21 protein-coding genes and 1 pseudogene are annotated in these 24,762 nt (G+C 41.8%); 5 read left to right on the top strand and 17 right to left on the bottom strand.

Annotation, left to right across the window (positions count from 1 at the left end; translation table 11 throughout):
• Positions 1-86: 86 nt before the first annotated feature.
• The 14 genes and pseudogenes from DXD68_RS01040 to nspC form a co-directional block, all read right to left on the bottom strand.
• Positions 87-773, bottom strand: coding sequence for a phosphatase PAP2 family protein (locus tag DXD68_RS01040; protein ID WP_122359910.1), 687 nt, complete (start codon positions 771-773; stop codon positions 87-89).
• Positions 773-1,540, bottom strand: a complete 768-nt coding sequence (locus DXD68_RS01035) for a tetratricopeptide repeat protein (protein ID WP_122359909.1) — start codon at positions 1,538-1,540, stop codon at positions 773-775. Before DXD68_RS01035 ends, DXD68_RS01040 begins: the two co-directional genes overlap by 1 nt.
• A gap of 1 nt (position 1,541) precedes the next feature.
• A complete protein-coding gene (locus DXD68_RS01030) occupies positions 1,542-3,356 on the bottom strand; it encodes a BatD family protein (protein WP_122359908.1) in 1,815 nt (604 codons plus the stop codon).
• A 32-nt stretch (positions 3,357-3,388) separates the two neighbouring features.
• Positions 3,389-4,078: a tetratricopeptide repeat protein gene (locus DXD68_RS24180; RefSeq protein WP_199715388.1), complete on the bottom strand. Its 690-nt coding sequence runs from the start codon at positions 4,076-4,078 to the stop codon at positions 3,389-3,391.
• Positions 4,079-4,105: 27 nt separating this feature from the next.
• A pseudogene (locus tag DXD68_RS24175) lies at positions 4,106-5,122 on the bottom strand (vWA domain-containing protein); the annotation flags it as partial.
• A gap of 12 nt (positions 5,123-5,134) precedes the next feature.
• Positions 5,135-6,121: a vWA domain-containing protein gene (locus tag DXD68_RS01020; protein WP_122359906.1), complete on the bottom strand. Its 987-nt coding sequence runs from the start codon at positions 6,119-6,121 to the stop codon at positions 5,135-5,137.
• A 1-nt stretch (position 6,122) separates the two neighbouring features.
• Positions 6,123-7,127 (bottom strand): hypothetical protein, encoded by a 1,005-nt coding sequence (locus DXD68_RS01015; protein ID WP_122359905.1) that lies wholly within the window; start codon positions 7,125-7,127, stop codon positions 6,123-6,125.
• A 2-nt stretch (positions 7,128-7,129) separates the two neighbouring features.
• Positions 7,130-7,999, bottom strand: a complete 870-nt coding sequence (locus DXD68_RS01010; protein ID WP_122359904.1) for a DUF58 domain-containing protein — start codon at positions 7,997-7,999, stop codon at positions 7,130-7,132.
• 125 nt (positions 8,000-8,124) lie between these two features.
• Positions 8,125-9,120 carry an AAA family ATPase gene (locus tag DXD68_RS01005; protein ID WP_122359903.1) on the bottom strand — a complete coding sequence of 332 codons (996 nt, stop codon included), beginning with the start codon at positions 9,118-9,120 and terminating at the stop codon, positions 8,125-8,127.
• 156 nt (positions 9,121-9,276) lie between these two features.
• Positions 9,277-10,530: an HU family DNA-binding protein gene (locus tag DXD68_RS01000; RefSeq protein ID WP_122359902.1), complete on the bottom strand. Its 1,254-nt coding sequence runs from the start codon at positions 10,528-10,530 to the stop codon at positions 9,277-9,279.
• Positions 10,523-10,813 (bottom strand): HU family DNA-binding protein, encoded by a 291-nt coding sequence (locus DXD68_RS00995; RefSeq protein WP_122360483.1) that lies wholly within the window; start codon positions 10,811-10,813, stop codon positions 10,523-10,525. The genes DXD68_RS01000 and DXD68_RS00995 overlap by 8 nt, the downstream gene beginning before the upstream one ends.
• Before the next feature lie 77 nt (positions 10,814-10,890).
• Positions 10,891-12,189, bottom strand: a complete 1,299-nt coding sequence (gene rimO / locus DXD68_RS00990; RefSeq protein WP_122359901.1) for a 30S ribosomal protein S12 methylthiotransferase RimO — start codon at positions 12,187-12,189, stop codon at positions 10,891-10,893.
• Between the two features lie 3 nt (positions 12,190-12,192).
• Complete coding sequence (gene ftsY / locus DXD68_RS00985) at positions 12,193-13,146, bottom strand: signal recognition particle-docking protein FtsY (RefSeq protein ID WP_122359900.1); 954 nt, start codon at positions 13,144-13,146, stop codon at positions 12,193-12,195.
• 124 nt (positions 13,147-13,270) lie between these two features.
• The gene (gene nspC, locus DXD68_RS00980; protein ID WP_122359899.1) at positions 13,271-14,410 is read right to left on the bottom strand and encodes a carboxynorspermidine decarboxylase; all 1,140 of its coding nucleotides are present in this window, start codon (positions 14,408-14,410) and stop codon (positions 13,271-13,273) included.
• Between the two features lie 184 nt (positions 14,411-14,594).
• Here nspC and DXD68_RS00975 point away from each other — a divergent pair, with 184 nt between their 5' ends.
• From DXD68_RS00975 to DXD68_RS00965, 3 genes are all read left to right on the top strand, one after another.
• Positions 14,595-14,954 (top strand): BlaI/MecI/CopY family transcriptional regulator, encoded by a 360-nt coding sequence (locus DXD68_RS00975; protein WP_122359898.1) that lies wholly within the window; start codon positions 14,595-14,597, stop codon positions 14,952-14,954.
• 17 nt (positions 14,955-14,971) lie between these two features.
• Positions 14,972-16,306, top strand: a complete 1,335-nt coding sequence (locus DXD68_RS00970; RefSeq protein ID WP_122359897.1) for a TonB family protein — start codon at positions 14,972-14,974, stop codon at positions 16,304-16,306.
• 233 nt (positions 16,307-16,539) lie between these two features.
• Positions 16,540-18,009, top strand: coding sequence for a TlpA family protein disulfide reductase (locus tag DXD68_RS00965; protein WP_122359896.1), 1,470 nt, complete (start codon positions 16,540-16,542; stop codon positions 18,007-18,009).
• A 1-nt stretch (position 18,010) separates the two neighbouring features.
• Here DXD68_RS00965 and DXD68_RS00960 read toward each other — a convergent pair whose 3' ends face one another.
• Positions 18,011-20,347, bottom strand: coding sequence for an ATP-dependent helicase (locus DXD68_RS00960; protein ID WP_122359895.1), 2,337 nt, complete (start codon positions 20,345-20,347; stop codon positions 18,011-18,013).
• 95 nt (positions 20,348-20,442) lie between these two features.
• On the opposite strand from DXD68_RS00960, the gene DXD68_RS00955 reads away from it, so the two are divergent.
• The gene (locus DXD68_RS00955) at positions 20,443-21,360 is read left to right on the top strand and encodes a helix-turn-helix domain-containing protein (protein ID WP_122359894.1); all 918 of its coding nucleotides are present in this window, start codon (positions 20,443-20,445) and stop codon (positions 21,358-21,360) included.
• Between the two features lie 20 nt (positions 21,361-21,380).
• A complete protein-coding gene (gene bla, locus DXD68_RS00950) occupies positions 21,381-22,283 on the top strand; it encodes a class A beta-lactamase, subclass A2 (RefSeq protein WP_122359893.1) in 903 nt (300 codons plus the stop codon).
• Here the strand turns inward: bla and DXD68_RS00945 are convergent.
• Entirely contained in the window at positions 22,280-23,437 is a 1,158-nt protein-coding gene (locus tag DXD68_RS00945; RefSeq protein ID WP_122359892.1) for a MalY/PatB family protein, read from the bottom strand. The genes bla and DXD68_RS00945 overlap by 4 nt on opposite strands.
• A complete protein-coding gene (locus DXD68_RS00940; protein WP_122359891.1) occupies positions 23,434-24,300 on the bottom strand; it encodes a DUF3737 family protein in 867 nt (288 codons plus the stop codon). The genes DXD68_RS00945 and DXD68_RS00940 overlap by 4 nt, the downstream gene beginning before the upstream one ends.
• Positions 24,301-24,762: the final 462 nt, after the last annotated feature.

The following is a 24,762-nucleotide window of genomic DNA, read 5'->3' as shown; positions in this document are numbered from 1 at the left end:
TATCAGAGCCACAAATTATTTAGTTAAAATCAGCTCATAAACAAACATGCTTTACGACATGTGCAAAACTCTGCTACAAATTAACTTTATCTTAACCAGCCTGCTAAAGGCACATTAAAGATGGCGATTAGCAAGGTTGTGATAAATATAGCATACACAATAATACGTTTCCGGCTGTCTGAATAGATGGCGCTGACTTTCCCGTCCGAACCGGTAACGACCGGATGCACTTTTACATACAGCCAATATACCAACCAACCGAAAAAGACTCCGGCGATGGCTCCCGGTACGATATCTGATATAAAATGAACTCCCAGATAAACGCGTGTATAAGCAGTAAGAGCTGCCCAAAGGAAAATAGTCCATGTAAATAAGCGGTAGCGGAAAAGCAACGACATATAGGTTGCAAAACCAAATGCATTTGCCGCATGGCTGGAAATAAAACCATATCTACCTCCCCGGTAATCAAAAACAGTTTTCACCTGATCCATAAAGTCCGGATGATGAGTCGGACGGAAACGGGTAAAAATGGGTTTACACACATGAGAAGCAAACTGGTCACAAAGAGTGACAACAAACACTATACCCAACAGGATCAGAATGGACTCTTTCCATTTCTTTTTATACAGCAATACGATCAATATAAAAGCTGCTAACGGCAGCCAGACTGCCTTTCCTGAAAACAACCACATAAAGCGGTCAAGAAAAGGAGAATCGCTGCCGTTAAGCATGAAGAACAAATCTCGTTCGTAAGCTAATATTTTTTCTACCATCAGATTGTTTCAATATCTTTAGTCGGCATCCAGCCAACATTTCCGTCTTCCAATGCAATTTCGCTCCATTCGCCCAATGTACTTTTTACAGAGACTTTGGTTCCTTCGTGCAAAATGAACAAATCAGTGCCACTTGCATCAGGAGAACTTTTCACAGTCACCGTTGGAGCAAAAACGATAGCATGTGTACGGTTTACAAGCTCATTCTTCTGGTTTCTTGCAAAAATGTTTGAAATGATCACACACAACAGAAGCAATACTCCCAAATAGAAACCGACCTTCTTCAAGCGAATCTGCTTTGAAAAGAAAAATAAGATCAAACACCCGATAAACAGAATGAAGCAAACAATTCCTGTTTTAGCCCATGAGTCGGCTGCCCCCATATTCTGGATAGAATCAAACCATCTGGACAGGAAAAATCCGTCAACAGGTTCAATTTTGTCAACTGTCTTCTGACGCGCCATCTGCAGGTTAAAGCGGACATCGCTGTCACCCGGATCCAAGGCAAGTGCCCGTTCGTAATTCAAGATAGCAGAGGCTATCTTACCTGCTTTATAATAGGCGTTTCCCAAATTATAGAATATCTCAGGAGAATCGCCATTACTTTTCAGTATCCCTTCATATAATTCGATTGCTTTTCCATAATCCTCTTTCGTATATGCAGCTTCAGCTTCTTTGATCGCTGCATCCTGCGCATAAGCTGTTAATGCCAGACACTGAATCAATAGAAAAAACAATATTTTTTTCATCTTTATACTCGTCTTCATTTTATTGCTTTTTAATTGTATTCTCCATCTTACCAATGGCATCTACGGTTAACTCATATAATTTATCCATAGCATCCGAAGCCTGTGCCGGTGCATAACGGGCAAACTCGCAGGTATTCAGAATATCCATAAATTCGTTTATCAAGGCTTCATCCACGCCATATCTGGTCAACTCGGTCTCGACATTGTCCTTGGTAAGGCTTGCCTGAGATATATTGAGTTTATCACTCAGATATCCCCACAATGCACGTAGAACTTCATCGTAGAACTCTTCTTTCTTGTTTTCCTTCATCAGCTTACCGGCGTTCTTCAATCTCTTTACAGCGATCTTATTGGCCTTTTTGGTACGGACTAATGCGATATTGGAATTCTCTTTCACCTGCTTGCGGTAAATGAAGAAAAAGACTATGAACAAAATTGCCGGAACGAGATAGCACATGTAATACATGAACGATCCGAAGAAGATGTCGTTATTGGCAACGAAATTGAAGTCTTTTACTTTCAAGAAACGAATATCTTTGCCAAGATACTTCACACTTTCCTTGTTACTGAAGTTTGAAACGACCGGAGAGCTGCTGCTTCCTCCTTCGCCCTGCTCTACATGCAACTTATAAGGTTCCGATTTCAATGTTTTATAAGTGGCAGATTTAGGGTCGAAATAAGAGAAAGAGATAGCCGGTATTTCAAAATCGCCGGCATAACGAGGAATAGCCATGTATTCGATCGTTTTGCTACCACTGACTCCGGCTGCTGTCGTTTTCACGTCTGTTTCTACTTTCGGATCGAAAATATCGAAATCGTTCGGGAAGACAACTTCCGGATTCTTTATCAGTTTGATATTACCGTTACCTGTAATTTTCAGTTTGATCGTTACCGCATCATTTGTTTTTACATTATTGGAATTAATGTCCGATGTCATGGTGAAATTACCCACTGCACCGGAGAATGAAGCCGGTTTTCCCGATGGCAACGCTTTCACATCGATCGTAACAGGACTTGAAACCAATATTTTCTTTACATTATCATACGTATCGGCAAAGTCATCAAAGATACTACGTATTTTCCGCTGGGTCGGAACACGAATAACAGCATCGAATTTCCCGCTTTCTATAGTAAGTTTTCCGGAACGCTGCGGATAAAGAACCGTTTGTTTCAAAACAACGGTAAAATAATTACGACCATTATAATGTGCTTGTATCCATTGTGGATTCGGTTGCTCGATCTCTTGTGCCAGGAAACCTTCAAACTCCGGGAATTTAGCATTATCCAATCCGCACATACGCGCTGCATACAATTTGAACGTCACCAAAAAACCTTCCTGCTCATACACACTACGGTCGGAAACTTCCATCCTTACAAAATAATCGTCTTTTCCTATGGAAGCGGACTGTCCGGAACCAGTACCACCGGCTGCTTCTGCTGCCTTATCAGGAGGAAGCACATTAATGCTTAGCGCATTGGATGTATAATTCGCTCCTTTTACTTTTATGGATGCTGCCCCGATATTGAATGTACCTTCCTTTTTAGGCATCAGGATATAAGTAAATGTGAATGCCGTCTCAGATGATACATTTCCGTTGATAATCTGAGTACTCATACTACTGGAAGTAGAAGGTCCCATCAAGACATCAAAATCCGCAAGTTCAGGTATACGAAGATCGCTGGCCTTCGCTTCTGCATTTACGGTGTATGCTAATCTGAATTGTTGCCCCATCACAACAGCACTCGGAGCGACAGCTTTGAAGGTCACGTCAGCGGCCTTTGCCATCATCCCGGCTGTTAGAAAGAGAACGAATAAGAAAGCTAATTTTCTCATTATATTGTTGTTTTTTCTGTTTTCTGTATCTATTACCACTCTTTATCTGTTTTACGACGCTGCTGTTGTTGGGCCTGTGCCTTCTTCACTTTTTCCTGCGTATTCTTTTCGTCTTGCAGGAATGCATCCAACATCTGCTGAGCGTTGTCCTGACTCATTTGTTCATTCTGCTGCTGTTCTTGCTGAGTCTTATTTTCTTTTTGGTCATCCTGCTGCTGTTGCTGCTGGTCTTGTTGCTGTTGATCATCTTTATTTTCCTGATCTTCTTTTTTATCCTCGTTCTGCTGATCCTGGTTTTGATCCTGATCCTGATTTTGCTGATCTTCGAGCAACTTCTGTGCCAATGCCAGATTGTAGCGGGTCTCATCATCCTGCGGATTCAGACGCAGGGATTGTTTGAATGCTTCCACGCTCTTGGCATATTCTTTACTCTGCATACTGATATCACCCAGATTATGGAAGACACCGGCAAGACGGGCTTTCCCCTCTTCTGTTTCGACCATCTTCTCTGCCTGTCCGGTCAGCAACTGATATTGCTCGGCTGCTTCCGGAAACTTTTTCTGTTTATATAAAGCATTTCCCAGGTTGTAAGTACCTTCAACAGAACGGGGATTTACCTCCAAGCTTTTACGGTAAGCGATTTCCGATTCGGTAAACTTCTCGTTGCTGTACAACTTGTTTCCTTCCCGTACATTCTTACGTTCAGCCTTTTGGGCATACATCGCTCCCGAGCAAAACAGGAAAATTAAAGAGAACAATTTTACTTTTCTGAAAATACGATTCTTCCTGTCTAATGTAAGGAAGTCTGCTATCAACAGGATCAGTACGATCCATGCCAGTGTCTGAAATTGTTCGTTATATTCGGAATAGACTTTGCTGTCGAGTTCCGATTTATTCATCTTCTCTATCTCTTTCTGCAATGCCTTCAATGCTGAGTTGGTATTATCCGCACGTACATACATGCCATTACCTGCAGCAGCAATTTCCTGGCACATCTGTTCGTTCAACTTCGTGATAACGACATTGCCGTCTTTATCCTTCATATAATTGTTGGCTCCTGCTACAGGGATCGGCGAACCTTTCGGGTCACCCATACCGACAATATTTACATGGATATTCTTTTCTGCAGCTGCTGTAGCCGCTTTCACCGCATCGTCTTCATGGTTCTCACCGTCAGTGATCAGGATTATCGTTTTATCGGATGTCTCACTCGGAGTAAACGAGCGCATCGCCAGGTTGATAGCCGATCCGATTGCCGTGCCCTGTGTCGAAACCATCGACGGATTGATAGACGAAAGGAACATCTTGGCTGAAATATAATCGGAAGTGATCGGAAGCTGTGTGAAAGCATCACCGGCAAAAACGATCAGTCCCATCTTGTCATCTTTAAATCCATCCGTCAGTTTCGACAGCATCTGTTTAGCTTTATCCAATCGGTTGGGCGAAACATCTTCTGCCAGCATGGAGTTGGACACGTCCAGACAGACCATGATCTCCACACCCTGCCGTTTTACAGTTTCCAACTTGGAGCCGAACTGCGGCCCGGCAATAACAAAGATAACCATTGTGATGGCTCCGAACAATAGCCAAAACTTCAGATGCTGACGCTTGGGAGAAACCTCCGGCATCAACTCTGCCAATAATTCGGGATTACCATATTTCTTTATTGCTTTTTTCTTCAGAATCATTGCATAGACATAAAATGCAATGAGTACCGGAAGGATGAAAAGCAAGTACAAAAAGTCCGGATGTGCAAAACGAAACATAAGCCTTTCTATTTACGGTATATTTCTTAACAATGTATTTCTCAATAAAATCTCAACCAAAAGCAAAGCGAATAACAGCAAAGCCCAGTTCTTATATTCTTCCTGTTTCTTGCTGTATTGCTGTACACTGATCTTGGTCTTTTCCATCTTGTCGATCTCAGAATAGATTTCCTTCAGACTTGTATTATCCGTTGCACGGAAATACTGTCCGCCGGTCGTTGCTGCGATCTGCTTCAAAGTCGGTTCATCGATCTCGACAGGAATATTCTGATATTGTACGCCGAATGCGGTCTGGAAAGGATAAGGAGCAGAACCTTGTGTCCCCACCCCGATCGCATAAATACGTATACCGAATGTTTTGGCAATTTCAGCTGCCGTAACAGGGGCGATCTCGCCGGCATTGTTCACACCGTCGGTAAGCAAGATGATCACTTTCGATTTAGCCTGGCTGTCTTTGATACGACTTACCGAATTTGCCAGTCCCAAACCGATCGCTGTTCCATCCTGGATAATACCCGGTTGGATATCCTTGAACAGATTCAACAGCACGGTATGGTCGGTTGTAAGCGGACATTGCGTAAAACTTTCAGCCGCAAAAACCACCAGTCCGATGTTATCGTTCGGACGACCGTTGATGAAGGAAGCTGCCACATCTTTGGATGCTTCCAGACGGTTCGGCTTAAAGTCCTGTGCTAACATACTACTGGAAATATCCATCGCCATGACAATGTCGATACCTTCCGTAGAAGTGTTCTGCCAGCTATTCGTCGACTGCGGACGTGCCAATATAATAATAAGTACAGCTATTGCTGCCATTCTCAGGACAAAAGGGACATGCCGCAGATACACTTTCCACGAAGTTGCCCCCGGTGCATCGAATGCTTCCGAAGAAGATACCTGCAAACTAGCCTGACTTTTGCAGAGCTTCCAGATATACCATCCTATCATCGGGATAAGCAGCAATAACAAATACAGATATGTAGGATTTGCAAATACCATTTTATTCTTTTGTTATATTAGAATCGTTTGTTTCTGTTGCCTTTTCTTCGGCCTCTGCAGCCTCAGGAGTGACAACTTCTTCAATCTTCGTCTGATTAATAAACAAGTATGCATTTACCATACTCAGGTCATTCTCATCAGGGAGCGGATTCATTTTAGCGAATTTCACGAAATCAGACAGGTTCAATATCTGTTTCAGATTTTCGTATACGGAATCAGCTTCATGCTGCTTGCGGATGATATCCAAAATTTCACCGGAAGTCATTTCCATCGCATTGATGTCGAAACGATCGACAATATAGCGACGTAATGTTTCAGTAATCAGTGTATAGTATTCCTTGCTGCGTCCCTGCTGCCATAGTTTCTGCTGTTTGATCTCATCCAGTTCCTTGATAGCCTGTTCATGAGGCGGAAGTTTCGGTTCCGGCTTCTTGAATGGGATAAGAGATTGCTTGTTGCGTATACGTTTGATGATATAAGCAATCACGCAAATCAGGAAAAGAGCCAGTAAAATCCCATAGATAATCGGATAATAATCAGCCAGTACGAAAGGTGGCTTCCAGATATCCTTTATATCATAGAACTCTTCCGGTTTGTCCACATTCACAGGAATGGTCGAAACTTTCAGGGCTACCTGATTGGAATAAACCGTATCCATCCCGTCGATCACTTTGAACGGCGGCAATAAATACAAAGACGAATCGAACGAAGTAACCAGAATATCCTGCTTGATGAGCAAGCGGTCATTCTCTATCACCGACGAGTCCGCTTTGGAAAGGCTCAGAACCTCTACCCCACGCATCAGCGTATCATTGGGGATCACAATCTGAACCGATTTATCCTTATCTGTTGTAACCGTCAAATGTAAAACCGTCTGTTCCCCGATCAGAATGGCAGCCGAGTCGAGCTTCACATCGATCAGTGTCCGCTGCGCAAACATCTTCCCTCCCGCCAGCAGAATCAGAAGCAGAAACAGAAAGCCTTTATTCATAATTTTCTTTTGCATGCTTAACTACGTTTATCAAAAAGAGCAATCAATGCTTTCACATAATCATCTTCCGTACGAATAGACACTGAATCGACACGGCATTTCTTGAACGAATCGCTCATCGCTGCCTGCCGACGGTCCCACCATTCCTTATAGGCTTCACGGACACGGGCAGAAGAACTGTCGATCCAGCGTTCTGCTCCAGTTTCAGCATCTTTTATTTTCATCAGTCCGACAGACGGCAATTCGGTTTCCCGACGGTCATATACCTGAATAGCCACCACGTCATGTTTGCGGTTGGCAATCGTCAGGGCGTCCTTGAAACCTTCCTTATCGATAAAGTCGGATATCAGAAATGTCGTACAACGTTTCTTAATGGCGTTGGTCAGGAATTTCAGAACCTGACCGATATCGGTCTTCGTATCCTGAGGTTTGAAATCAATCAGTTCGCGAATGATATAAAGAATATGCTTTTTCCCTTTCTGCGGAGGGATAAATTTCTCTATTTTGTCAGAGAAGAACACCACACCGATCTTATCGTTGTTCTGTATGGCAGAAAACGCCAGTGTAGCAGCAATCTCGGTAATCACCTCTTTCTTCATTACGTTCACGGAACCAAAGTCTCTACTACCCGACACGTCGATCAGCAACATCACGGTCAGCTCTCGCTCTTCTTCAAACACCTTTACGTAAGGGCGAACATAACGAGCCGTCACATTCCAGTCGATATCGCGGATATCGTCGCCGTACTGGTATTCGCGAACTTCACTGAACGCCATACCACGACCTTTAAACGCCGAATGGTATTGTCCTGCAAAAATATTGCGCGACAAGCCACGGGTCTTTATCTCGATTCGCCGGACTTTTTTTAATAGTTCACTTGTTTCCATCGTAATCCTTTTAATTATTTAATCACTGTATCTCTTATTTCTTCCGAACGGAAAAAAGATTCCTTTCGGAAGAAAATCAATTTTCATCCGAGAGAAATTTATTTTTCACCCGGATGGGATTAAAATTAAGGTACTTCTACCTTATTAAGGATTTCGCTGATAACCTCCTCTGATGTCAAATTATTGGCTTCCGCTTCATAACTCAAACCGATACGGTGACGCATCACGTCATGACACACGGCACGGATATCTTCAGGAATCACATAACCTCTGCGTTTGATGAATGCGTAAGCACGTGCAGCCAGTGCCAGATTGATAGAAGCACGGGGAGATGCACCGAAAGAAATCATGTTAGACAGGTTTGCCAAACCATGTTCCTGCGGGAAACGGGTAGCAAATACGATATCGACGATATATCGTTCGATCTTTTCGTCCAAATATACTTCGCGGACCACTTTACGGGCTTCCAGAATTTCATTCTTTGTCAGGATCGGTTTGATGTCCGGTTTCACGCCGGAGATATTCTGACGGATGATCAACTTTTCTTCCTCTTTCTTCGGATAGTTAATGATCACTTTCATCATGAAACGGTCGACCTGCGCTTCCGGCAGCGGATAAGTACCTTCCTGCTCGATCGGGTTCTGCGTAGCCATTACCAGGAACGGTTCCGGCAGTTTATACGTATTTTCGCTGATTGTCACCTGGCGTTCCTGCATGGCTTCCAAAAGTGCACTCTGAACTTTAGCCGGTGCACGGTTAATTTCATCCGCCAACACAAAATTAGCGAAGACCGGGCCTTGTTTTACCTGAAATTCTTCGCTTTTCTGACTATAAATCATAGTACCGATCACGTCGGCCGGCAGCAAGTCCGGTGTAAACTGTATTCGACTGTATTTTGCATCGATCAGTGAAGACAATGTTTTAATGGCCAAGGTCTTAGCCAAACCGGGTACACCTTCAAGAAGGATATGCCCATCTGAAAGCAGACCGATCAATAAAGATTCCACCAAATGCTTCTGTCCTACAATTACCTGGTCCATGCCCATCGTAATCATGTTTACGAACGAACTTTTACTCTCAATCCGTTCATTCAACTCACGAATGTCTACTGTCTGACTCATAGATTTTTCTATTTATATTGTTTATTGTTTCTGCTTGTTTTTATGGTTGCACAAAATTAGAAATGTTAAATTCGTATCCTTCACTTTTGCAGTTAAATAATACTAACCCAACGATAACTATTTTGTTTTATTTTACTTAAAAAGGTGGATTTTTAGTTACAAATTTCCGCTCAGTATTTCTGTCTGACGTGCCGCTGCTTTATCTACGGAAGCACGACTATATCTGTCTATACCGTATACTTCCGGAGCAGGGACTTGTATTTCAGTGCCTACCGGAACGTTGTTAGGATCTTTGATCACCGATTTATTGAACTCATACAGGTAAACCCAAAAGATCTTACTTCCATAATATTCAAGGGAAATCAAAGTCAACCGGCTTCCAGGCTCTATTTTCACTTTAGCCAAAACCTTAGGCGTTTGCGTAGCAGGTTCAGTTGTTTGTTCCGGAGATACGGTAGAAACTGTATCCGGCTTCTCTTCTTCCACAGCAATGACTTCGTCTGTATTTTCTATTTGAACAGTATCGGGGGAAGCAACTGCCGAACCCGGCAAGGAATTACCAACCAATGAAGAGGCTTTCGGTATTTCCGGTCCCAGGAAGAAGCTACGATTCTGATACAAAAAGAAACTTGCCACGGCAACCAGGGCTACGACACCAACCGAAACCCAGACTCTCACCCAATGGGACGGAGCCGATTCTTCGTCTTCAAACTGGTAATCCGTTTCACTAAAATCAGTTGCTATAGATGGTTGCTGTGTTTCTTCTTCTGACTGTTCAGTCGGTTCTTCTGCAGCCTTTTCAGTTTCGGGCTCCGACTGTTCCGTCTCAGCAGGCTCCTCTACAGTCTCCTGAGGTTCTTCAGGAACAGGTTCTTCCGCTTCTTTTATTTCGGCCGGTTTCTGTTCAATGGGTTCATCAGCTATTTCTTCCGTCTTATTTTCTACAATCTCTGCAGTTTGTAAATCAGACTCGACTACTTCTTCTGTTTCATCCGGAACAGAAGAAGGAAGTATCTCTTCAACCGACTCGTCTTCAATTTCTTTATCTTCAGCCTCCTTAGATATATCCAGATCCGTAAAATCAACACCCTCATTCAGTTCTTCCGTCTCGAAGAAGGAAAATGGCTTATTTACCAATTCACGCAACTCCTTATCAGGCAGAAAAGAGAACTTATAATGTGCCGGAATTGTAAAACGCTCTCCTGTATTCACATGAATACTTTCCCGTTTTTCTACCAAAACAATTTTAAAGGTTCCCAATCCCTTCACTTTGGCTATTTTATCTGTGAAAACACCCTGTGATACGATTGTAATAAACTCCCGGAGGAATTGCTCAGAGCTACTCCTTTCCTTTCCGGTACGCTCGGCGAGTAAACCAGCCAGGTCTTGTATCGTTAGCCGACTATTCATTGTCGCTCAATTCTTTTAGTTTAGATTTAATGGTTGCCCCGGGCTTGAAAACAGGCACTAGCTTCGGAGGCACCAGATAACGCTTTCCTGTTGCCGGATTTACAGATATACGCTCTGCCTTCTTTTTGATTTCAAACAGACCAAATCCCTGTAAATAGACAGCATCATTATCCATCAACTTCGAACCGACCACAGCTCCAAAAGCAGACAACATTTCTGTCACCTCCTGTGAAGTCCATCCTAATTTTGCAGACAACTCTGTTATCAGTTCTTTGTTTTTCATACTTGCTTCATCAATAGATTCAGCAGCGATATTAGTTATTTTTTTGTAAACAGACAAACTTATTAATGGTTTTTATATCAAAGCAACACTTTTCCGTAAAGGTCAAAAGCCTGTGATTCTTCGATATTTACGTTATAAAAATCTCCCGGATTCAGCGATTGTTCTTTAAAAACAAGGATTTCCGGGTCAACCTCGGGTGAGTCGAATTCGGTACGTCCGACATAATAATCTTCATCCTCCCGATCAAGTATTATTTTAAAAGTCCGGCCTACTTTTTCTTCATTTATCTCGGCTGAGATACGTTCTTGTATCCGCATCAAATAATCCAGACGTTCCTGTTTCACTTCAGACGGAACATCATCCGTATAATTTTTGAAAGAATAAGTGCCTTCTTCGTGGCTGTAAGCGAAAGCTCCCATACGTTCAAAACGTGCTTTCTTCACAAATTCGACCAGCTCTTCAAAGTCCTGTTCCGTTTCTCCCGGATGACCGACCATCAAGGTTGTACGAAGATGAATGCCCGGCACCTCTCTACGGATGCGTTCCAACAAGGCATATGTTTCTTCTTTCGTTATATTACGACGCATCATTTTCAACATAGGATCGCTGATATGCTGCAAGGCTATATCCAGATATTTGCAGACATTATCACGCTCACGCATCACCCGCAACAGGTCATAAGGAAAATGGGAAGGATAACCGTAATGCAGACGGATCCATTCTACACCAGGAATATCGGAAATACGCTCGACCAACTCCGGCAGCGCATACCTTTTATATAAGTCCAGTCCATAATAGGTCAGATCCTGTGCTATCACCTGAAACTCTTTTACACCCTGGGCTACAAGCAAACGAACTTCCTCTTCGATCTGTTCCATCGGAAGAGATTGATAATGTCCGGTACTGATAGGGATCGCGCAATATGAACAAGTACGGTTACATCCTTCCGCAATCTTCAGAAAGGCATAATGCTTCGGAGTTGTCAACACACGGTCGGAAGCCAGTTCACGATGGTAGGATTTGCCAATATCGGACAGAAGCTGTTTCCAGTTAAATTTGCCGTAAAAACGATCCACTTCAGGCAGCTCCTGCTTCATTTCCTCCAGGAATCGTTCCGTAAGGCATCCCATGACATATAGTTGGCCGATCTTTCCTTTTTTCTTGGCTTCACCCAATTCCAAAATCATATTGATCGACTCTTCCTGGGCATCGCCAATAAAACCGCAGGTATTTACAACCACGATCTCTCCGTTTATTTTATGAGGATCATGTTCGACCGTATAACCATTCGCTACAAACTGACGCATCAACTGTTCCGAATCGACCAGATTCTTCGAACAACCAAGCGTTATTATATCTACTTTATTCTTTTTCAAAAGTTATTCTCCAAATAATGAATTGACAAATTCCTTTTTATTAAAGACCTGCAGATCTTCCATACCTTCACCCAAACCAATATATTTCACCGGGATACGGAAGTGATCGGAAATGCCTATTACCACACCTCCTTTAGCTGTTCCGTCCAATTTTGTGACTGCCAGTGCATTTACTTCCGTAGCAGCAGTAAATTGTTTGGCTTGTTCAAAAGCATTCTGCCCTGTAGAACCATCCAGCACCAACAGAACTTCATGCGGAGCATCAGGAATGACCTTCTTCATCACATTTTTGATCTTAGTCAGCTCATTCATCAGATTTATCTTATTATGCAAACGGCCTGCCGTATCTATAATAACAACATCGGCACCATTCGCTTTAGCTGAGCTAAGTGTATCGAATGCCACTGATGCAGGGTCAGAACCCATTTTTTGTTTTACGATAGGAACACCCACACGTTCACTCCATATAACCAGCTGTTCCACTGCTGCTGCACGAAATGTATCGGCAGCTCCCAGATAAACGTTCTTTCCTGCTTTCTTGAACTGATAAGCGAGTTTTCCGATTGTCGTGGTCTTACCTACTCCGTTTACTCCGACAACCATGATTACATAGGGCTTTTTATCTTCCGGCACAGTAAAGCTTTCGGCATCTTCCGTATTATTCTCGGTCAGCAGAGTTGCGATTTCATCCCGCAATAACGTTGTCAGTTCCTGGGTAGTCACATACTTATCCCGGGCCACACGTTTCTCGATACGCTCGATGATCTTCAACGTTGTATCTACACCGACATCAGAAGTGATAAGTACCTCTTCCAAATTATCCAACACTTCATCATCGACTTTGCTCTTACCGGCAATAGCCCTGGTGATTTTAGAAAAAACATTTTCTTTGGTCTTAGATAACCCTTTGTCTAAAGTTTCCTTTTTTTCTTTACTGAAAAAGCTAAAAATACCCATATATTAATCCGCTTAATTTATTTCTGCTTAGAATGAGACCGCTAAGTTACAACTTTTTTAGTTGACAGTTGACAGTTGACAGTGGAAAGTTATCCAAAATCTGTAAACTGTCAACTATCACCTGTCAACTGTTTCTCCCTTTATAATCCTCATAACCAAATGTCCTGTATATTATCAATTCGTCGTCTTTGCTCCAAAGAGCCAATGACGGATGCGGGATACCGTTGAACATGGATGTCTTTACGATCGTATAATGGATCATATCTTCAAAAATGATCTTATCACCTATTTTCAACGGTTCCTCAAACGACCAGTCGCCCATATAATCACCACTCAGACAACTGTTTCCGCCGATACGATAAGTCGGTTTCCCTTCGACCGCGTCAGTGGCATTACGGATAGCCGGTTTATACGGCATTTCCAGACAGTCCGGCATATGGCAGGTAAATGAAGCATCGATAATAGCAGTTTTTATACCATGATTCTCTACGATATCCACCACAGTAGTCAACAGGAATCCCGTTTGCCAGGCAAAAGCACTTCCTGGCTCCATAATAATCTCTAAATTAGGATACTTAGCCTTGAAAGACAGAAGTAAAGCTATCAGATGTTCCGTATCGTATCCTTTACGTGTCATCAAATGTCCGCCTCCCATATTCAACCATTTGATATGTGGTAAAAAACGAGCGAAACGTTTTTCCACTTCCCCTAATGTTTTTTCCAAATCATATGAAGATGATTCACAAAGTGTATGGAAATGCAACCCTTCCACTCCTTCCGGCAACTTATCTCCTAAAAGATCGGAAATAATGCCCATTCTCGAACCCGGTGCACAAGGATTATACAACTCTGTTTCCACATCCGAATATTCCGGATTGATACGCAAGCCGCATGAGACACGGTTCCCATCCGCTTTTACCATCGGATAAAAACGTTCGAACTGGGACAACGAGTTGAAAGTTATATGACTGCTATATTTCAATATGGCAGGAAAATCAGCTTCTGTATAAGCCGGTGAATAGGTATGAGCCGGACTTCCCATTTCTTCAAAAGCCAACTGTGCTTCAAACTTCGAACTGGCTGTTGAATACGGTATATATTCACGAACGATCGGAAAAGATTTCCATAAAGCGAATGCTTTGAATGCAAGAATTATATTCACTCCTGCCCGCTCCTTCACACTCTTAATAAGTGACAGATTATTACGGAGCAGTTTCTCTTCCATCACATAACAAGGAGATGGTATTACATTGAAATCGATCATTTACTCTTTTCTATTAAATAAGCAGCAAAGATAATGTTATATTTCATAATATACTATCCATCCACTTGTAAACACTCATTCTTTGTCAATTAACAATATTTACAAGCTCTCCTCTTGCATTACTACTAAATATTAGTAGCTTTGCTAAAAAATAGTAGACTATTAATCAGAAAATTACGAACAAATGGAACGATTGACAGCACAAGAAGAAGAGATTATGTTGTATATATGGAAGTTAGGGCCTTGTTTCATTCGGGACATACTGAATGAAATACCGGAACCTCGTCCTCCTTATACCAGTGTCGCCTCCGTTATACGCAATTTGGAGCGCAAAAAATATGTTTCTCCGAAAAAGTACGGAACGATTACCGAATTTTCCCCGTTGGTCAAGGAAACGGAATACAAGCGGACCTTTATGTCGAATGTGGTCAGAGATTATTTCACCGGTTCGTATAAGGAAATGGTATCTTTCTTTGTGAAAGACCGGAAGCTGTCCAAAAGCGACTTGCAGGATCTGATGGATTTGATTGAAAACGAAGAATAATTAAAAAGCAAACTGTTATGACGCCGCTATTTATCTATTTTATCAAGGCAAACCTGGCGTTGGCTTTACTTTATATAAGCTACCGTCTGTTGTTCCGTAATGATACATTTTTCGGACTGAGACGAATAACGTTATTAGGTATGTTACTGGTTGCTTTTCTATATCAATTGCCAGATATCAGCAATTGGTTGTCGACACGCCCGACTATATCGGAAATGGTATCCTATTATTCAACGATTTTACCTAAAGATATTATCGTCGAAGCAACAACCCACATAAACAAGACAACCGAGGAAGTAAATGCAGATTGGGGAAAAGTCGTAATGAACTGTTTTATCATAGTTTACTTAGCCGGAGTCTTGCTCTTAACCATCCGGTGTTTTGCTGAAATGATAAACTTGTTCGTCACTTATCGTCGGAGTAAAAAGGGCTTGATAAACGGAATTAAAGTATGTCTGATTCCGGAAACAGAAGAACCTTACTCTTTCTTCAAATGGATCTTTATTCCAACCAAACCTCAAAACAAACTTGTACTGGGAGAAATACTTCAGCATGAAACGGCACATACCCGGCAAATGCATTCTTTCGATGTTTTACTTGGGGAACTTGTTTCGATTATTTGTTGGATAAATCCGTTTGCCTGGTACTTTAAGAAGGAGATTAATATAAATCTGGAATATTTGGCAGATCAAGAGGTTATGTATGCCGGATATAATAAAAAAGAATATCAGTATCACCTTATAGGAATGGAGCATTCAAATATGGCTATAGCAAATCTATATAATAATTTTAGTGTCTTACCATTAAAAAAGAGAATTTCTATGTTAAACAAAAAAAGAACGAAGAATGTCGGAAAAGTAAAGTATCTGGCATTAATTCCGGTGGCCGCTGCCATGTTGCTATTCAACAACATCGATGTAATGGCCCGGATTGTAAATAACCGGACAACGGAAGCCTCTAAAGCACCTGTTACTGTCACGACTCCCGAGTTTGTCCCGGAAAAAACAGAGGAGGTATCGCTACCTCAGGATGATAAAGTGTACACTGTTTGTGAAGTAATGCCTGAATTTCCTGGTGGACAGGGAAAACTATTGCAGTTTTTAGCCACAAGTATAAAATATCCGGCTGAAGCTTTTGAAAAGAAAGAAGAAGGAAGAGTGACCCTGACATTTATCGTAGAAAAAGACGGTAGTATATCAGATATCAAAGTAGCACGCAGCGTCTCTCCATCTTTAGATGCAGAAGCTGTGCGGGTTGCAAAGTCAATGCCCAAATGGACTCCGGGTAAAAATAAGGATGGCGAAATTATAAGAATTGCTTATACAGTTCCTGTTATTTTCAGATTACAATAGTCAATCCGGTTTAACACATATTCCCTTTTTTGAGTAGACACAAAGAAGGCATGAAATCTTCAAAATGCTGCCAGGCGATAATAAAGATAACATGCCCCGCCCTCTCGAAAAAGGGAATACTTTTATTTATTAGTAGTTAGTACTACAAAAGTATAGATTTTTATTAGATTCGTACTCCTTACTCGATATAAAATCGTACTTTTGTTTACAAAGTACCTGTAATCCCGAATACCATGAAACGACTATTATTACCTCTGATTCCTTTTTTATGCCTGTCTTGTAATTCATCCGACAAAGAATATAAGGATTACTCGAAGAAAGTTATTATTACCGGAAAAGTCTTGAACAGTGATTTTTACCCGCAGGAAAAAGACTTAACACTCATCGTTCCGTTTTTCCGTGGTCAGGAGACAAAGTATATTGTCCCTATTGCTGAAGACGGAAGTTTTTCGTTTCGTTTTTCTCCATATGCACAACTGCGCAATGTGCAAATCCATAAATATGCCGATCACCTACTCGTCAGTCCGGGCGACAGCCTGCATGTGGAAATAAATTTTAAAGACTTATTAAATCCAAAAGTATTCGGAAATGAAGAGAAAAGGAATCAACTGATAAATATGTTTGCACAAAGCGGACGTTATTACATAGAAGTCTATTCTATCCGACGGGATCAAGAGCCGGAAGCATTCAATAAAGAACTTCAGCAAGAATATCAGCAACGTTTAAAACGCAGACAGGAATTTATCGAAACCTTCCAGCCAGACAATGTAATCCAGGAATATACCGACAAATTATTAAAGATTGATTATTATAGATGTTTGATCGACTACCTAAACGAACAACTTTGGAGAAAAAAAGATATATCCGGATACAACGAACAGGAGCTATTAGCTAAAACGGACTCCCTTTTCGAAGGCGAAATTATTCCATCCAACATATTCAAATTGGCAGAAGTCGTCAACTCTTTTATCTTCAGCAAGACCTTCTACAAAGAAAATAAGAGAGCTACGTTCGATGACTTTATAAACTATCCAACTGGAAAGAATACCAAACAGTATATTTTTGCAGCATCCGTCTCCCAATCATTGGAGGCTAACGACACTTTACTCTTCTCCCAACGACGGGGCCAACTGGACTCAATCGTACATATCCCGGTTTTAAAGCAGACACTTCATGCGGCTTTCCAAAATAAAAAAGACTTTCTAAAAAATCCGCGTACCGTATCCGACTACATGCTTTACGGCAATTATTCCGACAAACAGGTTTTAGAAACTCATATGGATTACATGAAACCGATCTATGATATATTAGACAAACATAAAGGGAAAGTTATCTATATAGACTTTTGGACAACCTTTTGCCCACCTTGTTTAGCAGAAATGGAGCCATTAAAAAAACTTCGTAAAGAATATTCTCCGGAAGATGTTGCCATGATAAGCATCTGTGCCAGTGGTTCTAAAGAAGACAAAAAAACATATGAAGATATTATCAAACGACAAGAACTCAAACAGTCCGGAATAGAATGCTTGCATTATACCGACATGACTGATAATAACTCGTTTTTGAAAATACAAAATCGACTGGCACTAAAAGGGTATCCTCACTACCTGTTGATCAACCGCGAAGGAGTTATTGTAGATTACGGAACAGTGGTACGCCCCAGCAACCCACATACCAAACAAAAAATAAACAACCTGTTATAACTTATTCAACAATTGTCAACCGGGCAAACTTTAGTAGCAATTGCTTTTGTCCAAAATGGATGAATGCCACCGTTGCTTTAGCATTGCCACCATCTCCCTCAATAGCAATAACCTCTCCTTCACCGAAACGATCATGACGTACTTTGGCTCCGACACGTAAGCCGGAAAGATCGGATGCGGGAGCAGAAGACGTCACAGGCTTGGAAGTTGCTGTTTCTACTCTTGTCAGACGTTGACGTTGCTGTGCCTGCGCCACCGGAGAAATGAAAGAAGATTCTTCTTTCTCCACAGCCCGCGGCTGCTGGAACGGAGAAGAAAAAGCCGGACGCTCGAACCGTTCGCGAGCAACAGCAAACGTATCTGCCGACGTATCAGCCGGAAGTTCCAAAAATTGCACATCGATATCTTTCAGGAAACGACTGGGAGAACACATGGCACTCTGTCCGTTCCGAAAACGGCTCTTCGCATAAGTCAGCACACAGTTTTCCTCGGCACGAGTGATTGCCACATAAAATAAACGGCGCTCTTCCTCCACCGCACGCGGATTATCTTTCGACATGGAAGACGGGAACAACTCTTCTTCCAAACCGACAACAAACACATTCCTGAATTCCAGCCCTTTGGCAGCATGAACCGTCATCATAGTTACTTTATTCGCCTGTTCGTCTTTGTCATTATCCTGATCGGTCAACAAAGATACTTCGGAAAGGAAGTCCGCCAAAGAAACCTGTTCGACACCTTCCTCACGTCTCAGTTCACAGAACTCGGCGATACCTTTCAATAATTCCTGCAGATTCTCCTGCTTACTGATTCCTTCTACCGAACGATCCTGAAAAAGTGAACTGACTATTCCACTTTCCTTCACAACCATTGCCGCCATTTCTTCTGCGGAAAGACGTTCATTCTCTTGTATAAAACGTTCGATCATTTCACGGAAATCAGATAATTTCTTCGCTGTACCGCTATTGATCGGCAACGCATAGTCTATTGGAGCATTCAAAACCGTCCAAAGACTTACGTTATTTTCGGTCGCAGCACTAATTATTTTATTAACCGTCGTGTCCCCGATCCCTCTCGATGGATAATTAATAACACGTTTGAATGCTTCCTCATCATGAGGATTGATAATCAGACGTAAATATGAAATCACATCTTTCACCTCTTTACGCTGATAGAAAGACAAACCGCCGTATATCTTATAAGGTATTCCTCTTTTGCGAAGCGCCTCTTCCAAAATACGAGACTGGGCATTTGTCCGGTACAGGATGGCAAATTCGGAATAATCATAATCCTTGCGCATCCGCATTTCATTGATCATAGCGGCCACAGCGTATCCTTCTTCATAATCGGAATAGGAAGAAGAGACACGGACTTTACTGCCTTGCTCCTTTTCTGAATATACGTTCTTGAATATCTGTTCTTTATTTTTATGGATCAAGCTGTTTGCTGCATTCACAATATTCTGTGTAGAACGATAATTACGTTCCAGTTTAAAGATACGGCAACCCGGATATTGATTTTTGAATTGCAGGATATTATCGATATTGGCTCCGCGGAAAGAATAGATACTCTGAGCATCATCTCCCACCACACAAATACGGCGGTGTTGCTCACAAAGCTTCTGGACGATCAAATGTTGGGCAAAGTTGGTATCCTGATACTCGTCGACCAATACAAACTGAAAAAAGCTACGGTATTTATCCAATACCTGCGGATGATCGCGGAACAGGATATTCGTCTGAAGCAACAAATCGTCGAAATCCATCGCTCCTGCCTGCTGGCAACGATTCTGATAACGTTTATATATTTCACGCAACAAAGGGACTTTCGAGTCTATATCGTGTTGCATCAACTCCTTAGACTGCTCGTAAGCCTTCCAAGTAACCAGCGCATTCTTAGCATTCGAAATGCGGCTTTGTATCATTCCGATACGATACACTTTGTCGTCCAGCTGCATCTCTTTGATAATAGCCTTCAATAAACTTTTCGAATCGGCAGCATCGTAAATCGTGAAATTGGAAGGATAACCGATATGTTCTGCTTCATAACGAAGGATACGTGAGAAGATCGAGTGGAACGTTCCCATCCACAACCGGCGTGCCGTCTGGTCACCGGTTATCTTGGCAATACGTTCTTTCATTTCACGCGCCGCTTTGTTGGTAAAAGTAAGTGCCAGAATGCTTTGAGGTGCCAACCCCAGATGTACCAGATAAGCAATCTTATAAGTAAGTACTCTTGTCTTACCGGAACCGGCGCCGGCAATCACCAGCGACGGTCCCTCGTTATATATAACAGCTTCGCGCTGACTCTCATTCAGTTGATCCAGATATTCTTCCACGTACCTTCTCTTTTTAGGAATACAAAGGTACTAATTTTTATTTATCCGAATCTTACAATAAATTCTTATCTTCGGGCGTTAATAAAAGAAAAACGATGAACACACGGTTAGCAGCAAATCTATCGGTTATTTTTACAGCCTGCATGCTTGTACTATCATTCAGTTTCGGCTTTCACAATTATTCGGAAACACAGAAAGCAATCGTTTCGGATCTGAACCAGGCATTGCAGCAGACCATTATGCAAAACTCCGAACAATGGATGAACCAGGATACACTCAAGACTTATTCGCGCTTGTCTGCCGTTTTCGGAAATCCGGTTTCTATCGAGAGTTATAATAAAGATTTTGCCGAAGCATTGAAGTTTGAACAGCTGAAAGAGAAAAGCGGTATTATCGTTCACGTAAAAAATAAGAAAGCGACGGATAAATCTATCGCATACGTAACTCCTGAAAAAGATCAGGCACAGAATTACCTGGCAAGCGATACCGTTATCTGGCTGAGCGCTAATTTAAATCTCCCCGAAGCATCACAGGAAGAATTAGGAATATCTTTTCAAGGATATATCAATTATTCGACTAAGGATATTCTGGCACTTACAGATAAACGGACTCCTTTAGTACTGCTGATAGCAGCTATCCTGTCCGGTGCCCTTTCTATCTTTTTATTCCGTCGCAGAAGCACAAGTCTGCCACAAGAAGAGAAAACACTGGTTTTCGGTAATCTTACATTCTCTTGTCGCCATGCCTGCTTCTATAAAGAAGACCGGGAGAAATTGAAACTTACCCCGCAACAATATAAGGTTATGGAAATGTTTTTCCTTTCCTCCTCTCATATCCTGCCCAGAGCAGATATCTGTGATACGCTATGGCCGGGTAAAGACAATGCCGACGAAACACTGAACACTTTGATCCGCCGCCTGCGTCCGTTGGTGGAGGATAACAGCAATCTGAAAATAACGACCGACAGAGGAAGAGCTTATCAGTTGGAAATAAAAGAAAGCCTTGCGGTATAAAAGCTATTTATTTTATATTCATGAAACACTTACGTATTATTCTTCTCGCCCTTTGCAGCCTCTGTTACATAACTGGTTTACAAGCACAATCAGAGCAATTAAAAGCCAATATTCAGGAAATTATCAAAGATAAAAAAGCCCGGATAGGTGTAGGTATCATATTAAATGGTAAAGATACTGTTACCATTAATAATGAAGACCGGTATCCGATGATGAGTGTATTCAAGTTTCATCAGGCATTGGCGGTACTCAATTATCTGCAGCAAAATAATCTGCCTCTCGATACCCCAATACGGATTGAGAAAGAGGATATAATTGAAAACACTTACAGTCCGTTACGCGATAAATATCCCCAGGGTAATATTTCCCTTCCGATCAACGAACTGTTGAAATACATTATTCAGCTAAGTGACAATATTGCCTGCGACGTCTTATTCAAATATATAGGTGGTCCTTCAGTTGCGGACAAATATATCCGTTCATTAGGTATACAGCAATTTTCCATTGTAATCACCGAAGATGATATGCATCAGGATTTATCTGCTTGCTACCTGAACTGGAGTACACCGTTGGAAGCTGCCCGTTTATTAGAAATTCTACTTACCCGGTCATTATTCAAAGATGAATATCAGGAATTCCTCAAAAACATCATGATCGAATGTGAAACCGGAAAAGACCGTCTCCCCCAGCCATTATTAAAAACTGACGCAGTGATAGGACACAAAACCGGTACCAGCGATCTGAATGCAAAGGGACAATTCATTGGAACAAACGATATCGGTTTTGTTCTGCTCCCGAATGGAAGCAGATACACTGTTGCTGTATTTATCAAAGATTCGAATGAGAGCATGGAAACAAATGCAAAGATCATATCCTCTATATCTGAGGTGATTTATAAATATTTCACTGAGTCTTATAACTAATTCAGTACACGCTTAAGCCTGCCCAAACCATCGATCAGAAGTGCTCTCGGACAAGCAATATTGATGCGAATGAAATCTTTACCAGCTTCACCATACATATTCCCGTCGTTTACCAACAGCTTTTCCTTATCCAGCAAAGTTTTTACTATTTCTTCTGAAGATTGTTTCAGGGCAGAACAATCTACCCAAACCAGATAAGTGCCTTCCAATGGTAATACTTTCAAATGGGGAAGATATTTTTCAAAATAACTTTTCAGATAATTGTAATTATCCAGCAGGTATTGTTTAAGTTCTTCCAGCCATTCTGCACCCTCATTGTAAGCGGCAATCAAGGCTTCAACACCAAAAGGATTCACATCGCAGACCTCGTTGGCATTGATGGCCTTGTCTATTTTCATACGTACATATTCATTAGCAGAAATAATGTTTGCTATCTGTAATCCCGCCAGGTTGAATGCCTTACTCGGTGAAATGCAGGTAACGGAATTCATCAGGAAGTCTTTCGAAATGGAGGCGAAAGGCGTATAAGTATGTCCCGGGAAAACCAATTCACAATGAATTTCATCGGCGATAACCAATACATCATTCCGAAAACAAATCTCGCCGATACGCGTCAGTTCCTCCCGGGTCCAAACCCTGCCTGCCGGATTATGTGGGTTACATAAAAGTAATAATTTGACTTTTGGGTCGGAGGCTTCTCTTTCCAAACCTTCGAAATCAATCCGGTAAGTTCCATCGGTATAAAGAAGAGGATTGACGGCCACTTCGCAACCGTTATTTCGAATAGAGGAGAAAAAGCAATTATAGACCGGTGTCTGTACCAATACACGATCGCCCGGCAGGGTGAGTGCTTTGATTACAGCAGACAAGGCCGGAACTACCCCTGAAGTATAAATAATCCAGTCTTCCTCTATCAGCCAACCATGCCGTCTCGTGAACCAGTTCGTTACAGCTTCATAATAAGCGGCCGGCACTTTGGTATAACCGAAAATGCCATGTTCCACCCGCCTGCGCAATGCATCAACCACACAGGGAGCCGTACGGAAATCCATATCGGCTACCCACATGGGCAGGACATCCTCTTCTTTCGCCGTATCCCATTTATAGGAGTTACTTCTGCGACGGGGAATCAGTTCGTCAAAATTGTATTTCATTGATTGAAGCAAGTTACGTTATCCCACAGTCTCAGTTCACAGTTTGCCGGCTTCAGGATGTTTTCATCGATGATGATTTCATTGTAATATTCAGCCGTGATACGTCCGGTACGCGGATTCTTCACGCTATGTACAGGGCTATTAATAGTTGCCTGCACACTGCTATATTCAAAACAGAGATCAGCATCATCCGCCATTGTACAGTTCTCCATTACCAGGTCATGCGCATAGCAAAGGGCTTGTGTCCCGGATATCTTGCAATTTACCAGACGCAGGTTATGTGAGTGCCATCCCAGATATTCACCGGTCAGTTCGGAATCATACACGGTCACATTTTCAGTGTTCCAGAAAGCATCTTTCGAATTGATAACGGCATTACGGATTTCTACATTCTTACAATACTGGAATGAATAGTTTCCATTCTGACTGTAATTCTCAATACGGATATTCTCTCCGTGCATAAACAGGTAATCTGCTTTGTCGATCTGTACATTCTTCAGTTCTACGTTACGGCAATGCCAGAGCGTTTCCAACGCATTGGATAGTCGCACATTCTCTAACTTGATCCCATCCATATCACGGAACATCTTCGGAGCTTCTACAATAGTGTCACTCATTTGCAGGTTCCGTGAATACCACAGGGCAGCGCGTGCACCATCGGTAAAAAGGCAATTCTTCACGATAAAACCATCGTTATGCCAAAAGGGATATTTACCCTCGAAGCGGCAGTTTACCGCAATGATATTACTGCATTCTTTTAAAGCAGATTCGCCAGTATGAATCGTTACATTTTCCAGTTGTAAATCGTGTGTAGCAAATAAAGGACGTTCGCCTTCATACTCTTTGTTCTTAATAATTTCCATAATTCAATTAATTATTTTTCATGTTACAAAAGTAGCTGGTCACAAAGAGATTATTTGTAGACGAATTACGGGTAATATAACCCAAATTACAGATTGTGTTCTCTCAAGTTCTCCGGAAAAGGTTACAATACATATTATAAAGAAATCGCTTTCTTCTGACATAAATAATCCCCATAATAAGAAGACAAACACTAACAGTAAACCAAAAGATCGCTCTACGACTTATTACAGAGCGATCTTTCTGTGTATAAACTTGCTCAACCATACGTGTGGAATAAGATTGTTGCGAAGAGGATCGAGCAGTAAGACTATCCGTTCTGCTACCAGAATGAAGAAGCCGGGCGATAGCGACACTTTGCAGATACTGCCTGCCGGAACTATCCGGCGGAAGATATTCTATTCGTTTTACTTCCCAGGATAAGGAATCACGCAGAATGGAATGTTTTTGTAATAATAAGCTGT

The sequence above is a fragment of the Parabacteroides sp. TM07-1AC genome (assembly GCF_003480915.1).
GTDB classification, from domain to species: Bacteria; Bacteroidota; Bacteroidia; order Bacteroidales; family Tannerellaceae; genus Parabacteroides; species Parabacteroides chongii.
This window is presented reverse-complemented; position numbering and strand designations above follow the sequence as displayed.

Excerpts from the sequence above, each read along its gene's own strand:
- DXD68_RS01035 (WP_122359909.1), bottom strand. The coding sequence starts at position 1,540 with ATGAAGACGAGTATAAAGATGAAAAAAATATTGTTTTTTCTATTGATT.
- DXD68_RS00940 (WP_122359891.1), bottom strand. The coding sequence starts at position 24,300 with ATGGAAATTATTAAGAACAAAGAGTATGAAGGCGAACGTCCTTTATTT.
- DXD68_RS00955 (WP_122359894.1), top strand. The coding sequence starts at position 20,443 with ATGAACACACGGTTAGCAGCAAATCTATCGGTTATTTTTACAGCCTGC.
- DXD68_RS01000 (WP_122359902.1), bottom strand. The coding sequence starts at position 10,530 with ATGAATAGTCGGCTAACGATACAAGACCTGGCTGGTTTACTCGCCGAG.
- DXD68_RS01015 (WP_122359905.1), bottom strand. The coding sequence starts at position 7,127 with ATGCAAAAGAAAATTATGAATAAAGGCTTTCTGTTTCTGCTTCTGATT.
- DXD68_RS00945 (WP_122359892.1), bottom strand. The coding sequence starts at position 23,437 with ATGAAATACAATTTTGACGAACTGATTCCCCGTCGCAGAAGTAACTCC.
- DXD68_RS01020 (WP_122359906.1), bottom strand. The coding sequence starts at position 6,121 with ATGGTATTTGCAAATCCTACATATCTGTATTTGTTATTGCTGCTTATC.
- nspC (WP_122359899.1), bottom strand. The coding sequence starts at position 14,410 with ATGATCGATTTCAATGTAATACCATCTCCTTGTTATGTGATGGAAGAG.
- DXD68_RS01030 (WP_122359908.1), bottom strand. The coding sequence starts at position 3,356 with ATGAGAAAATTAGCTTTCTTATTCGTTCTCTTTCTAACAGCCGGGATG.
- DXD68_RS01040 (WP_122359910.1), bottom strand. The coding sequence starts at position 773 with ATGGTAGAAAAAATATTAGCTTACGAACGAGATTTGTTCTTCATGCTT.
- DXD68_RS00975 (WP_122359898.1), top strand. The coding sequence starts at position 14,595 with ATGGAACGATTGACAGCACAAGAAGAAGAGATTATGTTGTATATATGG.
- bla (WP_122359893.1), top strand. The coding sequence starts at position 21,381 with ATGAAACACTTACGTATTATTCTTCTCGCCCTTTGCAGCCTCTGTTAC.
- DXD68_RS01005 (WP_122359903.1), bottom strand. The coding sequence starts at position 9,120 with ATGAGTCAGACAGTAGACATTCGTGAGTTGAATGAACGGATTGAGAGT.
- DXD68_RS01010 (WP_122359904.1), bottom strand. The coding sequence starts at position 7,999 with ATGGAAACAAGTGAACTATTAAAAAAAGTCCGGCGAATCGAGATAAAG.
- DXD68_RS00970 (WP_122359897.1), top strand. The coding sequence starts at position 14,972 with ATGACGCCGCTATTTATCTATTTTATCAAGGCAAACCTGGCGTTGGCT.
- DXD68_RS00995 (WP_122360483.1), bottom strand. The coding sequence starts at position 10,813 with ATGAAAAACAAAGAACTGATAACAGAGTTGTCTGCAAAATTAGGATGG.
- DXD68_RS24180 (WP_199715388.1), bottom strand. The coding sequence starts at position 4,078 with ATGTATGCCCAAAAGGCTGAACGTAAGAATGTACGGGAAGGAAACAAG.
- DXD68_RS00965 (WP_122359896.1), top strand. The coding sequence starts at position 16,540 with ATGAAACGACTATTATTACCTCTGATTCCTTTTTTATGCCTGTCTTGT.
- ftsY (WP_122359900.1), bottom strand. The coding sequence starts at position 13,146 with ATGGGTATTTTTAGCTTTTTCAGTAAAGAAAAAAAGGAAACTTTAGAC.